10 protein-coding genes are annotated in these 15,462 nt (G+C 37.7%); 2 read left to right on the top strand and 8 right to left on the bottom strand.

Annotated elements, in window-relative coordinates; all coding sequences use genetic code 11:
• Positions 1-464: 464 nt before the first annotated feature.
• The 6 genes from NEOC65_RS09365 to NEOC65_RS09340 form a co-directional block, all read right to left on the bottom strand.
• Positions 465-1,841, bottom strand: a complete 1,377-nt coding sequence (locus tag NEOC65_RS09365) for a sigma-54-dependent transcriptional regulator (RefSeq protein WP_213150955.1) — start codon at positions 1,839-1,841, stop codon at positions 465-467.
• Between the two features lie 291 nt (positions 1,842-2,132).
• Entirely contained in the window at positions 2,133-2,537 is a 405-nt protein-coding gene (gene flgN / locus NEOC65_RS09360) for a flagellar export chaperone FlgN (protein ID WP_166158568.1), read from the bottom strand.
• A 265-nt stretch (positions 2,538-2,802) separates the two neighbouring features.
• Positions 2,803-3,786: a small ribosomal subunit Rsm22 family protein gene (locus NEOC65_RS09355; RefSeq protein ID WP_213150954.1), complete on the bottom strand. Its 984-nt coding sequence runs from the start codon at positions 3,784-3,786 to the stop codon at positions 2,803-2,805.
• The gene (locus NEOC65_RS09350; RefSeq protein WP_213156333.1) at positions 3,783-4,733 is read right to left on the bottom strand and encodes a hypothetical protein; all 951 of its coding nucleotides are present in this window, start codon (positions 4,731-4,733) and stop codon (positions 3,783-3,785) included. Before NEOC65_RS09350 ends, NEOC65_RS09355 begins: the two co-directional genes overlap by 4 nt.
• 16 nt (positions 4,734-4,749) lie before the next feature.
• The gene (locus tag NEOC65_RS09345; RefSeq protein ID WP_213150952.1) at positions 4,750-5,454 is read right to left on the bottom strand and encodes a hypothetical protein; all 705 of its coding nucleotides are present in this window, start codon (positions 5,452-5,454) and stop codon (positions 4,750-4,752) included.
• Between the two features lie 17 nt (positions 5,455-5,471).
• A complete protein-coding gene (locus NEOC65_RS09340) occupies positions 5,472-6,074 on the bottom strand; it encodes a type II secretion system protein (RefSeq protein ID WP_166158556.1) in 603 nt (200 codons plus the stop codon).
• A gap of 380 nt (positions 6,075-6,454) precedes the next feature.
• Here NEOC65_RS09340 and NEOC65_RS09335 point away from each other — a divergent pair, with 380 nt between their 5' ends.
• A complete protein-coding gene (locus tag NEOC65_RS09335) occupies positions 6,455-7,486 on the top strand; it encodes an aldo/keto reductase (RefSeq protein WP_213156332.1) in 1,032 nt (343 codons plus the stop codon).
• A gap of 730 nt (positions 7,487-8,216) precedes the next feature.
• A complete protein-coding gene (locus tag NEOC65_RS09330; protein ID WP_213156331.1) occupies positions 8,217-13,604 on the top strand; it encodes a tetratricopeptide repeat protein in 5,388 nt (1,795 codons plus the stop codon).
• 679 nt (positions 13,605-14,283) lie between these two features.
• On the opposite strand, the gene NEOC65_RS09325 is transcribed toward NEOC65_RS09330, so the two are convergent.
• Positions 14,284-14,784: a hypothetical protein gene (locus NEOC65_RS09325; RefSeq protein ID WP_213156330.1), complete on the bottom strand. Its 501-nt coding sequence runs from the start codon at positions 14,782-14,784 to the stop codon at positions 14,284-14,286.
• A gap of 359 nt (positions 14,785-15,143) precedes the next feature.
• Positions 15,144-15,260 carry a transposase family protein gene (locus NEOC65_RS10110; protein WP_213156334.1) on the bottom strand — a complete coding sequence of 39 codons (117 nt, stop codon included), beginning with the start codon at positions 15,258-15,260 and terminating at the stop codon, positions 15,144-15,146.
• Between the last annotated feature and the right edge of the window lie 202 nt (positions 15,261-15,462).

Raw genomic sequence — 15,462 nt, 5'->3', positions numbered from 1 at the left:
CGCAAAGCATCTTTGCAAGCAAAGCGCTTGAGAGCTGCATGTAATATTACTTACAGAGAAGAACTTTTAAAAAATTTATTTATAATGCGTTAACCCTGAGTAATTCCCTTTTTGGCAACTCTTTATGCAAGACGCTTTTACGCTCCTCTTTATGCAATCGCTTAATCCAATAAAAATATTTTATTAGCTAAAGAGACAGCTTTTAGAGGGTTAGGTATGCAGACGTGAGCTTTTTTAAGCGTGTCATCCTCTACTCAATAAAAAGCTCGTTGGAGGGGGGGCAGCTTGGGAAAAGGTTGATTTCTTTTTTGGTTATGCACTCATAGGTTTTTAGAAGATATAATAGAAAAATTATCCAAATATTAATCTCTTCGGGAGACAAGAGGGGAAGCACAAGCCCAAACGACCCAGCTTTTTTACAAAATCTCTAAAGGCTTTTTCTAAAGATGTTCTAAAATTAGCCCTTATTCGGCTAATTCTAAAAGACTATACTCTTGGAGCTTATTGCGTAGCTTACGTGTGCTTATTCCTAGAATTTTAGCAGTTTTGGTTGGGTTATTATCTTGTTGATGGAAAGTCTCAATAATTAAGCGCTTTTCAAGCTCTTGTAAGGAAAGCCCTGTAGGAAATTCTTTGTTTTCTGCTTGTGATTTTTCTGGTTTAAAACTTGCTTGAAGATCAATGAATAGGTGATCAGGCAAAACTTTGTTGGTGCTATCCATTACCACTGCTCGTTCGATAATATTAGCAAGCTCGCGTACATTGCCGGGCCATGGATAAGCTAATAGTTTTTTCTCTGCTTCTAAGGAAAGCTGTTTGTTTTCTTTATGGTTTTCATTGCAAAATTTTTCCAGAAAATGTCTGGCTAATGGAATAATATCCTCTCTTCTCTCCCTTAAAGGCGGTAGATGGATAGGGATGACATTTAAGCGATAATAAAGATCTTCGCGCAGGTGTTTATGAAAGATAGCCTCCTTGATATCACGATTAGAAGTCGAGATGATCCTTACATCCACTTTAACCGCTTTTGTTCCCCCAATACGCTCAAATTCTTGTTCTTGAATAGCGCGCAAAAGCTTGGCCTGAAGAATTATAGGAATTTCTGTTACTTCATCAAGTAAAAGAGTACCTGAATTAGCTAGCTCAAATCGTCCTAATCTTTTGGCATTCGCTCCTGTAAAAGCTCCTTTTTCATGGCCAAAAAACTCGGCTTCTACCAAAGTTTCAGGAATGGCGGCACAGTTAACCTTGATAAAGGATTTGTGGGAGCGTTGCGAATGGAAGTGGATGGCTTGCGCAATCACTTCTTTGCCAGTACCAGACTCTCCATTGATAAATACGCTAGCATTACTTTTAGCAATCTGAACCACATCCTCCATGATTTTTTTTATAGCTATGCTGTCTCCAATTACTAGAGATTGGGAGGCGCTACCTGGTCCCTGCTGACGAAGATAATGATTTTCGTGGATAAGGGTTAGATGCTCACGAGCCTTTTGTAAAACTGCTTCTAGGGTGTCGGGAGAAAAAGGTTTGATTAAATAATTGTAGGCTCCCAAACGCATGGCTTCCACAGCGTTTTCAATGCTTCCATAAGCGGTTATCACTATGATGATTGTTTGGGGAGAAATTTCTTTAATTTTTTGTAGTAAGTCGATTCCTGTTAAATCGGGCATTTTCATATCGGTAATAACGATATCAAACAGGTGTTCCTTGACTAGAGCTAGAGCTTTAAGCCCGTCCTCAGCAGTCGTGACATCCAAAGATTTTCTTTTTAATGTTTCAGCTAAAAAATCCCTTATCAAGGCTTCATCGTCAACGATAAGTACTTTTTCAATAGGCATATTAACTTCCCTGTAAAAGCTTTGTAAGGGTTATTTAACAATTCGTTCTCTATCTAGCTCTTCGCTTGCTTTTATATGTTTTTTATTAAAATAAAGCGCTTGCAGAAGGAATGGTAAATTAGTAGGTGTAAACTATACGTATGTTTAATACCTGGGGGTTTATTTCTAAAACCCTAATGAAAGGAAAATTTAAAAAGCCAATCCTTTCCTAGGCTATATCAAGGTTTATATCTTAGAAAGTAGGGGTTATAGTTGTCTCAACTTTATATTAAAATTTTCCGTCAAACAAATTTAGATTTTTTTATCATCCATCTCTACTTGTGGGAGCTGCGAAAGAAGGTTTTTTAGCAATTTTTGGTTAACAAGATCGAGCTGTAAAATTTCTTTAAGAATATCACATAAAGAAGTCAGCAGTTCGTTAATTTGCAAAGAAGAAGGGTCGTGAGAAGATTTATTTATCCAATGCTTTTTAAGGGGTGTCAAGGTTTTTTCGATGTCGCGTATACAGGCTACCAAAGCCTTTTTCTTGCTAAGAAGAGAATGCATTTCCTGAGGAGGCTGTTTTGAAATTAACTTTTCATGTTCATAATGAGTAAGAGTTAAAATGTCTTTATAATAATCATGTTCTTTTTTTAAAAGGTGATAAAGTGCTTCATCATTAGAGAGGCTGCAAAGTGAGGAGAAATTTTTTGCCATAGCAGATGCCAATTTTCTTCAAAAGTTTTTTCCACAGCCTATGAATATTTGTGTTTTTGTTCAAGTAAGAATGAAAAAAAAATTATCTACTTAATCGGCAGGTTGGCTAAGTAATTGTTTGTAGTATATAACCATTGCTAAATATTTATTAATAAGATGAAATAAAGGGAAGGGTTTTAATAAATTAAAATTATTTTTAATGGCACATTTAATTGTTATGCCAAAGTCACAGAGGAAGCTGTCTAAAAAGATATTAGAATGTAGGTTACAGACTATCTCCCCAATCTAAGTTACGGGCTTTTTTATAGAGCTCTCCATGGCGTCGCGAAATTATTCTATCAGTTAATCCATCGTTTTGCGTGCAGAGCTTTAAACTTAGATGGCCCGAGTGCTTGTGAGGATGACGTAAAATACGTGCTTCCGGCAAAGTGGTAGCAGCTTTCGTGCAAATGATGTAAGAAAATTTTTCATCTTCATAGCCAAGAAGAGCACCTTTTGCTTGCTTGTGAAGGGGGGATCTTTCTAAGCGAACACTAAAGTGGCACCAATCTTTTTCTGTCATAGGGCATGCATGCTGGTGGGGGCATGGCGCTAAAATATGGGCCTGTAAGTCGATGAGGTGCTGGCGTATTTGCCTAATCACCTGAAATCCTAGCATGGTGCCCGGTTCAATAATGACCAAAGCTTGCCTAGCACTTTTCCATAGTTTTCTAATTATCTCTTCCCATACTGGCTGAGGCCATTCTCCCATGGCATAAGATACAAGGATTAGATCACTTTCTGGAAAACAATCTCGTTTTAAAACATCTCCTTCCACCCAGTGCGCCTCTCTGAATAAAAGAGTCTTAGCTTGCAAAGCTAATTTTTTGCCTAAAGAAATTAAAAAATTATCCTGCTCAAGGAGAGTGATTTTGCAAGCATGCGAAAATAGCTCGGAAACAGCCCACATAGCTGTACCTGGGCCTGCTCCTACATCGAGTACAGAGCCCAAGACTCCCTCATAACGCTCTTTTAATTCATTTAAAACGTATCTTATAGCTTCAAAAGTTGCTGGCATACGTGAAAGTAGGTAGGCTATACGGTGCTCGGGGCTGCTAACAAAACGTTGTTTGCTCTGCATAATTTTTTGACGTTGCTTCTCATTGCGATAACGCTCGCTCAGCTCTTGAGTAGCATATTGTAAAGCATTTCCCCTTAACGCGTGGGCCTCCTGTTCGAGGGCTAGTCGTAAAATGTTGGGTAGATTCATGGTACCTTATAGTGGCGCGGATCCGTAGCTGTTACGGTAAAATCTAGCATTGTTTCTGGCATATTAATAGCACGTGCTGCAAAGGCATGTTTAAATTGTTCGGTGGCTAGCTGATTATCTTCAGCTTTTTTAACCTGATAGTAAAGACTGATGCGCTGTTGTAAGATTTCTTCCACCGTAGAGGGATCTCCAAAAATGGCTAATAGGATAGCTTTAGGGGCTAAATACACTCTTATTTTAGTCTTTTGAGAGTTAAGCGTAACAAAGTCCAATAAGGAAATTGTATGGGCATTATATTTATATTCTTCAAAGTTTTCATCTAAAGATTTCCTATTCTCGCTGCTATCCAGGGTATTTATATTTTCGGCAGGCAGATTAAAATGCTTATTTCCTAGATTTACAGCTGGATTCAAATTGTATCCTTTAAGCAATGAATAGTAAATATCTTGGAGAAAAGGCTGGCCTAAATCTAAGTTTTCTAAGCCATTTTTGGTTTTTATAGGGTTATTTTCAAGCGCTAATTTATGGCCAGCGGCTTCAATTGCTTGAATAAGTTCATCAACCAGTTGAGGATTGCTATTTAAGGCTTCCTTAAAATTTGCTTGCTCGCCAAAAACTTGTTGGATAATCCTTTTTAATAGTTCGCGGTAAGTAGCTTCGACTTGAGGATAAAAATTTTTAGCTTCTGGATGAAGTAACCAATAGAGATTGATTAGGGGACTTGCTTCTTTAGGAGCCGAATTTTTTTTGCTATTCTCTTTATTTGAAAAAGTAGTCCATGCATACCATTGCTTAGCACCATTATCGATAGCCCTATGACCAATCATGGATCTGTAACGCTCCAGCTCTTTTTGAGTAATTACAAAGCTACGATAGATTTCTAAACGTCCATAAGTCAATAAAGTAAGCATCATTAAAAGGCTCATGACATAGATAAGGATATTCATGGGTGAACCTTAAATCTTATTTATTATAGATGATGGTAAAATCAGAGAAAGGGAATGGATAGATCAAAGTCATCGGCTCTTTTCTCTCTTTAGCTTTTAGAATAATTTTAATCATGGCAGGTAACTGGTTATATTCGCTTTTCCAATCCGAGTGCTCCCAGCTGTCTGCAGGGTGAATATCTGCTAACAGATAACTATCTTTATTAGAACTTCCTTGAGGTGCTTTATTGCCAACTAAAGAACGATCTTTTTGGGGAGGAATATAAAAATTGAAAGCTAAAGACTCTATACCTTCCATCAAAATTTCATTTTTCATTTTCAGGGAGGCAAGAGAGGGCCAAAATTTGGGAGAAGGAAGCGTGGCTAAACGTAGATTATCATCAACATCTACATACAGGCGTCCTAGTACATGATTAGCAAATAAGGGATCACGGTTAGGTCCAAAATTGTAGGTAAAAACTAAGCTAGGATTATTAGGCTTTAATAAGCCGTTCACATCCTGGCTAGTATAAAAGAAAAAATCTTTTTCCTCTGTACGGGGAGAGACCGCATGAGAAAGAATATCAGAAAGGCGATTTTGCACATAAAATATCTGAAAAGCTTTAACTTGAGATTTATTGATATCTTGATTCCACCACTCCATATCACGATAAAAATGTAAAAGCAGCGTAAGGAGCAATGAGGTCAATGCCATAGCAACCATCAGCTCTATTAAGGTCATAAATTTCTTTTTGTGTTTCATAGAAGGGGAAAAGGTTGTTTGTAATCCTGAGGAGCTAATTTTGAACCCCTAAGATCACGCAAAATAAATATTTTATATTTATAAACGAGGGGTTGCTGAACATTTATTTTATTTTTGGGCGTAAGGTCGGAAGTAAATTTAAAAATAAGGTGAATAAGATAGGCGGTAGACTTTTGCTGAGAAGTGTTTTTCTTAGGTTTATGAATGATCGGTTCGAAATGATAGGAGCCTTTAAAAGGCAGACTTTGCTGTTGATTAAGCGCTTTAAGATCTTCTGCAGAGAGGGAAAAACTTTTTTTTTCTTCAATATCTGCCCAGTTAATCTTATTAGTAAATAAGTCTTGATAAATTTGGGCAAACAGCAAAGTCACTACGCGATCAAGCTCTATCTTCTTGATAAATTCGCGTTGGGATTTAGCGATGACAACTTGGGGGTAGATTAAAGGAAAGATGCACAACCCGGTAAGGGCAAAAGCGATAAGCACTTCCAGAAGTAAAACATGCCTTCGAGAATGAGGTCTGCTCGAGCGTTTTAGGTAGTGGCGAGGAGGTAATACTTTTAAGAGCCATACAAAAAAAGAGATAAAGGGAACTTGCATGCTTTAAATATAAGAAGTTAAATGTTTTGATTTTATCTTACCCGACTTTTTAATGTATATCCAAATGCGTTAGACCATCGACCTTAAGGGCTAAAGATATTTAAGATTATAAGTTATCTATAGATTTTTATAAAAAATTACATTAAATAAGACTAAAGGCAGATGCAAAATTAAGCTGGATAGGAAGGGAGTAAGTAGGCACTTAACTAAGGAATGAAGAACATCTTGTAGGTTAATCCAAAGATAAAGAGTTTTTGTTTTCCTGCTTTTTGCTAAGAGTTTCTCTTTTCTTCTTAAAGAAGAAACGAAGAATATTGTGCAAAAAAATTATTTTTAATGGTTAAAGTTCTAGAATAACAAAAAATCACGAGGGTTTAAGTATGGAGTATCGTCAATTAGGAAAGTCGGGCCTTCAAGTTCCAGTATTAAGCTTTGGGACAGCTACCTTTGGTGGTTCTAACGAATTTTTTAAGCCCTGGGGTGAAACAGATGTAAAAGAAGCGACTAGGCTAGTTGAACTTTGCTTAGATAAAGGGCTTAATCTGTTTGATACAGCGGATGTTTATTCGCAAGGTAGATCCGAGGAAATTTTAGGCCAGGCTTTAAAGGGTAAAAGAGAAAAGGTGTTAATTTCTACTAAAGCCACGTTCCAAATGGGTGAAGGGCCTAATGATCAAGGGTCTTCCCGTTTCCATCTCATAAAAGCTTGTGAGGCTAGCTTAAAAAGGCTAGGCACCGATCATATTGATATCTACTTTATGCATGCCTTTGATGCGCTCACTCCTGTTGAAGAAACTTTAGGAGCCTTAGATCATTTAATTCAAAGTGGAAAGGTGCGCTATATTGGCTGTTCTAACTTCTCAGGATGGCATGTGATGAAGTCATTAGCCGTTTCTGAAAAATATGGCTTAGCTCGTTACGTCGTTTATCAAGGTTATTACTCTTTAATAGGACGCGATTATGAAGAAGAGCTTATGCCGCTAGGCTTAGATCAAGGCATCGGTTTAATGGCTTGGAGTCCTTTAGGATGGGGAAGGCTTACAGGGAAAATTCGTCGTGGCAGGCCCTTACCCGAAGGAAGGCTTAAATCTGGGGGTGATATAGGAGGACCTCAAGTTGATGATGAATTCTTATACGACGTTCTCGATGTTTTAGAGGAAGTTGCACAAGAAACTGAGAAAACTGTTCCTCAAGTGGCCATCAATTGGCTATTACAGCGTCCTACAGTCGCTAACATCGTGTTAGGAGCACGCAACGAAGAACAGCTTAAGCAAAATTTAGGAAGTATAGGATGGAATTTGACTCAAGAGCAAGTGGCCAAGCTTGACAAGATGAGTGAAAGGATGCCCTCCTATCCTTACTGGCACCAACGCTTTTCTCGTGAAAGAAATCCTTCTCCTTTAGTGAGATAAATAATGAGAGAAGGTTAATGGATTATATTCAAGGGGATTAAGAGGAATTTTAGCGATAAGATTATCTTGCTTGCATAGATAAATAAGCTTGGAAAAAATGTAAAAGCTTTTTTAGAGGTGTTCTAAGCTGATTGATAACTTAAGCATTTGGGTGGGATAATCTGCTAGCTTAAAATGAATTTTAATGTTTTTTACATAAAACTCACCTTAGTAATTCAAGAGGAAAGGATTGCCCATAGGCCTGCTTACCCATCCTCATTTGCAAAAGATAATAAGCATATTGTCTACCAACAATTAACTTAGCGTACAAGAGGCAGGCATAAAAACTAAGAGCCAGCAAGTTGTAGCAAATCGTTTGAAGTAGAATATGAATAGGCAGATGGGGAAGATAATAGTATGCCAGTAAACAAGCTATGCAATGCCCCAGCTAGTATTATGTAGAAAACTTGGCACCTGCTTGGGCACGATAGGCCTCGGAAAGGTATGTAGAACCACTGAACCGATAAGACAGCATAACGGCGATTAAGCCAGGATTATTAAACTTTTGTTCAGGGTATTAGTGAGGTAGAAAGAAGTTTTGCTTTAAAGGTTCTGGCTACAAGATAGAAGAAAAGCAGGAAAAACCCTTAATTTTTTGTTAATATAAGCAAGTGAGCTATAGTTAGGAAGAAGAGCGTATAACGCTACACGCGCATTGAAGTACGAGTAAAGTTAAAAAGCGGATAGACGAATGAATTTAGACAATTTATTAACTAGCTCTTTTATATTTCCTGAATTTAAGGAAATAGAAAAAAGAAAACAGGGCATGAAATTAGGGCCCTATGCCGAGATTAGCTTAGAGATCTTCGAAAAGTTGGGAGTTCGAGACTTATGCCAGGCAAGCCTAGTTTGTAAAAAATGGAAGCAATTAGTTGAACAAACCCATTTATGGAAAAAGCTTTATTCAGCAAGCTTTGAAGTTGGTTCGCAAGAAGAAGAGCAACCTGGTGATAAGTTACAATCTTTAGAGCTTTCCTCTTGCCCGTGGGACGAAACTCAAATAGCTGTGGCTCTATGGCAGGATTCTACTACTATCATCAGTAATTCGATAAAAGCAAAAGTAAAGGCTGCCGCTGCTTATCTAAAAGAAGAAGGCTTTGAATTAAAAGGGGTGGCTAGTGATGGCGACTGCTTCTTTAGCGCTTTTTTAGGAAGCTATGCTTGTCTTTCTAGAAAAATTCCTTTATTAGACGATTGTAAAGATAAAATTCCTTATTTAAGGCAAGTGCTCGCTGATATTGTTAAACACACCGACAGTGAAAGAGCCGAAGAAATAAAAAGAAAAGCTGCTTGGGTAAGTGGCTTAGGTGAAGGTGATCTATTAGCCTCGGCCTTATCTATTCCTATCAGGCTAGTAACAATTAATGAAGAGCATTTGATTTGCGGGATTCATGATAGGCTAATCTTCTCAGGTCCAAGTTTCTCTGAAGAGGATAGATCGCAGGAATGGAAAACTATCCCTCAAAAAGAAAGACCTAATGAATACATTTTTATTGTGGACTTAGGAGGCCACTTTGTGTATGCGCAGAAGCATTTAAAGCAAGACCTTCCTCTTTTATTAAATTCGAAAAGCTTTTCTACTGTTTTTCTTTCCAATTCCCTACCTGTGAATGCATTAAAAAGCTCGCTAGAGACATTGGATAGTAAGGAGCTTTTATCTGACAAGGAAATAAAAGAAGCAGAAGAAGCCTACACTCAAGCTTTAAAACGTGCTGTTGAAGAGAAAGACCTTATTCAAGAAAGCCTTTGTATAGAAAGATTAGGTGATATTTATTTAAGAAAAGAGACGTCAGAAACGCTTTTGCAAGCGGCGGGCCTTTACAATTATGCTTTACGCCTAGCTCCTCAGGAAAGACAAGAAATCATTAAAACTAGACTTTCTCACCTACAAAATTTACTTGTTAAACAATGTAACGGTAAACTTTTTGATCCTAAGGCGATGAAGAAACAATTTGATAGCAATCGCAGCACCTTAAAAAATTTTAGAGAAGAAATAGAGAAGAAAATACAAACTTTGCCAGAGAATCCTTCTTCTCAAGAAGTAAGACAGCTTTATGGTGAGATAGCTCGCCACATAAAAATTTACTTTGGGCAGCTTATCCTACAGGCGTTGCATCAATTAGATACTGAGCCTTGTGAATATGCTATGATAGGATTTGGTTCTCTAGCTAGAGAAGAGATGACTCCTTATTCGGACTTAGAATTTGGCATTCTTATACAACAAGATACTCCAGTAAACAGGAAGTACTTTAGGAATCTTACAAATTTACTTCATCTAAAAGTTATCAACTTAGGAGAAACCATTCTTCCTGCTTTAAATATTCCTTGCTTAAAAGCCATCAATTTTTTTGATGCCATGACGCCACGGGGCTTTGCCTTTGATGGGGCAGGGGTAGAAGGAAAGGGGTGTAAAACTCCTTTAGGCAATGGCAAAAACTTTGAGCTTATCCAAACTCCTGGACAGATGGCCCAGTATATTGGTAAAGATGAAGAAGGTCAGTGGTGGCATGAAAAAGAGCCCCATCTTCCTATGGAATTACTAAACTTTACTCATTTGCTAGGCAATGAGAAGCTAACTGAGCAATATAGACAAAAGGTTCAAGAAAGCCTTGACGTGACTTATCAAGAAGGCGTTAATCTACGCCAGTATTTAGCCAAGCAGCATCTAATGCTAGCTGATATGATAGCTTTTAATCCAGGAATGGGTGATTTAGATAGAGAGGGTATGCTTTTTAAAGTTAAAAATGATTTTTATCGCTTTCCTCATTTAGCTTTGGATCGACTAGCTGTCCTTAAAAAAGTAGCAGCTTTCGATACTTTCACTAGGCTTGATAAGCTAAGTGAGTTAGGGATCATAACAAAAGGAGCCACTGAAAGGTTAAGGGAATGGATGAGCCTAGCATTATTCATGCGTCTTAAAACTTATTCTCATTATCAGGCCCAACAAGAAATGATGAATCCTCTCTTCAAACCTTTTCAATTTGAAAATCAAGAACTTATTGAAAAGCAGTTTGCTTTAGATCATAAAGCATTAAAAAAAATAAAAAAAATCTATCACATCTTCATTCCTTTTTATCAATCTATCCAAAAATTTTTAGCGGGCAATGAAGAGCACCTTAGATCTTCTGATTTGAAGGATAATTCACCAAAAACGCGAGGAGATATATTCCGAAGGATTTTTCAAAATAAAAAAGCAGAAAAATGGTATCTGCGGGCAATAGAAGCAAATCCACAAGATTCGGAGGTTTTAAATACTCTTGGAATCATTTACCAGGAACAAGGCAATTTAGGCAAAGCGGTAGAGTATAGCGAGAAAGCGCTTGCCATTAACCTTGATTTTTTCGGAGAAAATTATCCCAGTGTGGCAAGTTATTACAACAACCTAGGATTAATCTACCGAGACCAAGGCCATTTAGACAAAGCGGAAATGTATATTAACAAAGCGTTTGATATTAACATTAAGCTTTTTGGCGAGAGTCATCCCACGATGGCAATTCGTTACACCAACCTAGGAAAAATTTACCAAGACCAGGGCAATTTAGATAAGGCAGAAGAGTATAATAACAAAGCGCTTATCATTAACATTAAGCTTTTTGGTGAAAATCATCCCACGGTGGCAAGAGGCTATAATAATCTAGGACAAATCTACAAAGACGAAGGCAAATTAGCTAAGGCGGCAGAGTATAGTATTAAAGCTTTATCCATTAACATTAAGCTTTTTGGTGAAAATCATCCTAGAGTGGCAATGAGTTACAGTAACTTGGGACAAATCTACGAAGAGCAAGGTAAATTAGGCAAGGCGGCAGGGTGTATTAATAAAGCACTTACCATTAATATTAAGCTTTTTGGTGGAAATCATCCTAAGATGGCAACCAATTATAGCAATCTAGGAGTAATCTACAAAGCCCAAGGCAAGCTCGAACAAGCAGCAGAGCATAGTATTAAAGCCCTTGCTATTGAACGTGAAGTTTATGGTGAAAACCATCCCGCAGTGGCAAGCTGTTACAGTAACCTGGGAGCAATCTACCAGGCCCAAGGCCAGTTAGACAAAGCGGTAGGGTGCATTAACCAAGCACTTGCCATTAACCTTAAGCTTTTTGGTGAAAATAATCCCAAGGTGGCAACTGGTTACAACAGCCTAGGAGTGATCTATCAAGCTCAAGGCAAATTGGAACAAGCGGCAGAGTATAGTATTAAAGCCCTTGCTATTGAAAGTAAAGTTTATGGTGAAAACCATCCCGCAGTAGCAAGTTGTTACAGTAACCTGGGAGCAATCTACAAAGAGCAACGTCATTTAGACAAAGCGAAAGAGTATATTAGCAAAGCGCTTGCCATTAACCTTAAGTTTTATGGTGAAAATCATTCAGGGGTGGCAATTAATTACAATAACTTGGGAGCAATTTACCAAGCTCAAGGCAATTTAAACAAGGCGTTAGAGTATAGCCTTAAAGGGCTTGCTATTGACCTTAAGTGTTTTGGTGAAAACCATCCTATGAGGGCAAGGTATTATAACAATCTAGGACAAATCTACCAAGATCAAGGCAATTTAGACAAGGCTTTAGAATATAGCAACAAAGCCCTTGCTATAGACCTTAAACTTTATGGTGAGAATCACCCCACGGCGGCAATCGATTATAATACCCTAGGGCAAGCCTATTACGAGCAAGGCAATTTAGACAAAGCAACTAAATATCTTAAGAAAGCTTTAGATATTAACCTTAAGTTTTTTGGTGAAAACCATCCTAAGGTGGCAAAAGGGTATAACAACCTAAGAGTAATCTACCAAAAACAAGGCAATCTTGAGCAAGCGGCAGAGCATAGCATTAAAGTGCTTACCATTAGCATCAACCTTTATGATGAAAATCATCCCACAGTGGCAAGTTGTTACAGCGACCTAGGGGTAATCTACAAAGCCCAGGGTAATTTAAATAAGGCGTTAGATTATAGTGCCAAGGCGCTTGACATTGACCTTAAGCTTTATGGAGAAAATCATCCCACTGTAGCAAGTTGCTACAGCAATCTAGGAGCAATTTACCAAGCCCAAGGCCATTTAGACAAAGCGGCACAGTCTATTAACAAAGCGCTTACCATTAATATTAAGCTTTATGGGGAAAAGCATCCAAAGGTGGCAACCGATTATAGCAATCTAGGAGTAATCTATCAAGCCCAAGGCAAGCTCGAACAAGCAGCAGAGCATAGCACTAAAGCGCTTACCATTAATGTTAAGCTTTATGGAGAAAATCATCCCACAGTAGCTACTTGTTATAGTAATCTAGGTGTAATCTATAAAGCCCAAAAAAATTTAGGCAAAGCGGCAGAACACAGCCGCAAAGCACTCACTATTAACCTTAAGCTTTATGAAGAAAATCATCCCACAGTGGCAATCGATTATCACAATCTAGGAGCAATATTTAAAAGCCAGGGTAATTTAGGCAAGGCAGTAAAGTATATCAATAAAGCGCTTGCTATAGACCTTAAACTTTATGGTGAGAATCATTACGCAGTGGCAAGAGATTACAACACCCTAGGACAAGCCTGTCACGAGCAAGGCAATTTAGATAGGGCAGCAGATTATACCAACAAGGCCCTTGCTATTGGCCTTAAGCTTTTTTGTGAAAATCATCCCACGATGGCGAGCTATTACAGCAACTTAGGACAAATCTACCAAGATCAAGGCAATTTAGATAAGGCAGCAGAATATAGCAGCAAAGCACTTAAGATTAGCGCTAAGCTTTTTGGTGAGAATCATCCCACAGTGGCAATCGATTACAATAATCTAGGACAAATCTATCAAGTGCAAGGCAATTTAGACAAGGCGACTGAATATCTTAAGAAAGCTTTAGCTATTAACCTTGAGCATTTTGGTGAAAATCACTCTACTCTGGCAATTTGTTATAGTAATTTAGGAGGGGTCTACCAACGACAAGGTAATTTAGAAAAGGCATTTGAGCATACTAGCAAAGCCTTAGAGCTCGCCTACCGCCTATATGGAAGAAATCATCCTAAGGTAATAAAATTTTGCAATGACCTATTAGGCCTCTTCTTAAAGGCTTATTTAACAGGCCCTAGAAAAAAGTAGCTTTCTTTGAGGAGAGTATAATTTTCCAATCTAATTGGATGGCATAGATTGAAAAATCATTATATGGCAAAATTTTACTTTTTTAAAGGCAAGTAATACTAACTTAATAGCTCTTAAATAAGCCTAGGAGTGGAGAATCTTGTAGCAAGGTACCCCCCAATATTTGCACTGGCTTGTATTAAACCTTTATGCCACCAGACTTGTTTTAAAGGCATTTTTTATATTAAATTTTTTTGACATGTTTATCTGTGATTTCTCATCACATTTCAGAATAATATATTTTTGGTAAGGAGGCCCTAAGCATCTAAGGATAATTCTATGACGTTCTTTCAAATTGGTAATTTGCAATTTTTTATGTTCAATAAAGATCATATGCAGGCCTAGAAAACAGAAAAATACCCAGCGGATGGTTGGCTTTTGCGTAGGTTTCTTAAGTTGATTTAAGAAGTTCTCACCATTTTCTCGCAATTTTCTCGGATTTTATATTCAAGCGCAAAATAAATTAAAAGGCATAGAGTCATTACCATTAAAAGAGCTTCGATTCTTTATGGCTTTTTTAGAAAGAAAGAAGAGACAAAAAAATCGGGGCTTTTCAAGAATCTAAATCCTCTTTCTACACTTTGCTCAAGCCTTATATGTTTTCAAAACTGCCTGAGCAGGAAAAGAAGTTACATCCATATCATTGATTGCTAAGACGGAAAAACTCTTTATTCCTTTTTAAATCTCCCTTATTAAGCGAAGAGCAAGCTACTGTTCCCCCTAGGTAATAGCTAAGTATAGAAGGTGCTTGCCCAGCTTTGGGTCGACCAGCTGTAGTATGCTTTTGAGTGGCTATAACTTGAGGTCCTATAAGAGGTCCTATAATTTGTATATATTTAAGCTTTTTTGCAAACTTATCTAATTGGCGTTTAGCATCGTTGGGGCATGAAAACTCTTGCTTTATAAACTTAAAGAAAGCTTTAGATTCTTTTTTACTGCCCTTAAGATAATGCTTGGCTAAAGTACGGCATTCTCTTTGATAGGCCGCTTGACTAAAGATGACTACCCATCTTTGTTCAACACCGGCATAGCAAGAGGTGCTCTCAAAAGCTCGATAGCCTTCTGTTATTGCTACCGTCTTGTCGTAAGGCACTTCAAATATGAGCTCTTTAGCCTCTTTGATTTGCATGGGCACACGCATGATAAATAAGCTTTGTTCTTCTTTAAAAACTTGTAAGGTGGCTGGCGTATAAAGAGCATTGTCTCCTACTATATAACAATTCTCGTAGGCTTGCAGAAAGCTTTTTGGTTAGGTCAGTAATCAAAACAGCAAAATCTTTATGCCCTTTGCGTATAGCAATTTCATCAATATCGATGACTTGCGTAGATAGAACGGTTGTAGGTGTTGTTTGTTCGTAGCTACCTTTTGTTAACTCTCTGCAGCCGTTTTATCACTCATCTCAAACCTTAAGCTTATGAGAGAAGCCGCTGTTTTTTGACAGCATCTATAGACTTACTGATCATATAGTTTGGTAGAGTGCCTGTAAGGAGAAGCAAAATCTAAAAATCCATTAAGTTACAATAACATTCTTGGCATTCAAACCTTCTTAAATCAATTTCAATGTAACAAGCTCGTCCAGCTAAATCTACATCACGGTAAACTTTTTGGCTTAATATCCAATTAAATTAAACGCTGACTGACCATAGCAGGGCGTTTTGATGAGAAAGATTTGACAAATGCTATATAAATCTAGAATCATCTTCTTTTTAAAAGAAGGAGGTAACAATGGCCAGAAGAAAAACCACTGATAAAAATTTTGCTGATTTGCAAGAAGAGATTGATTTAGAGAGATTTAGAGAAAGCGTAAGATCTAACTTT

It is taken from the genome of Neochlamydia sp. AcF65 (genome assembly GCF_018342435.1).
Classification (GTDB): Bacteria; Chlamydiota; Chlamydiia; order Chlamydiales; family Parachlamydiaceae; genus Neochlamydia.
The sequence above is the reverse complement of the archived record's forward strand: the minus strand, read 5'-3'. Positions and strand labels throughout refer to the sequence as shown.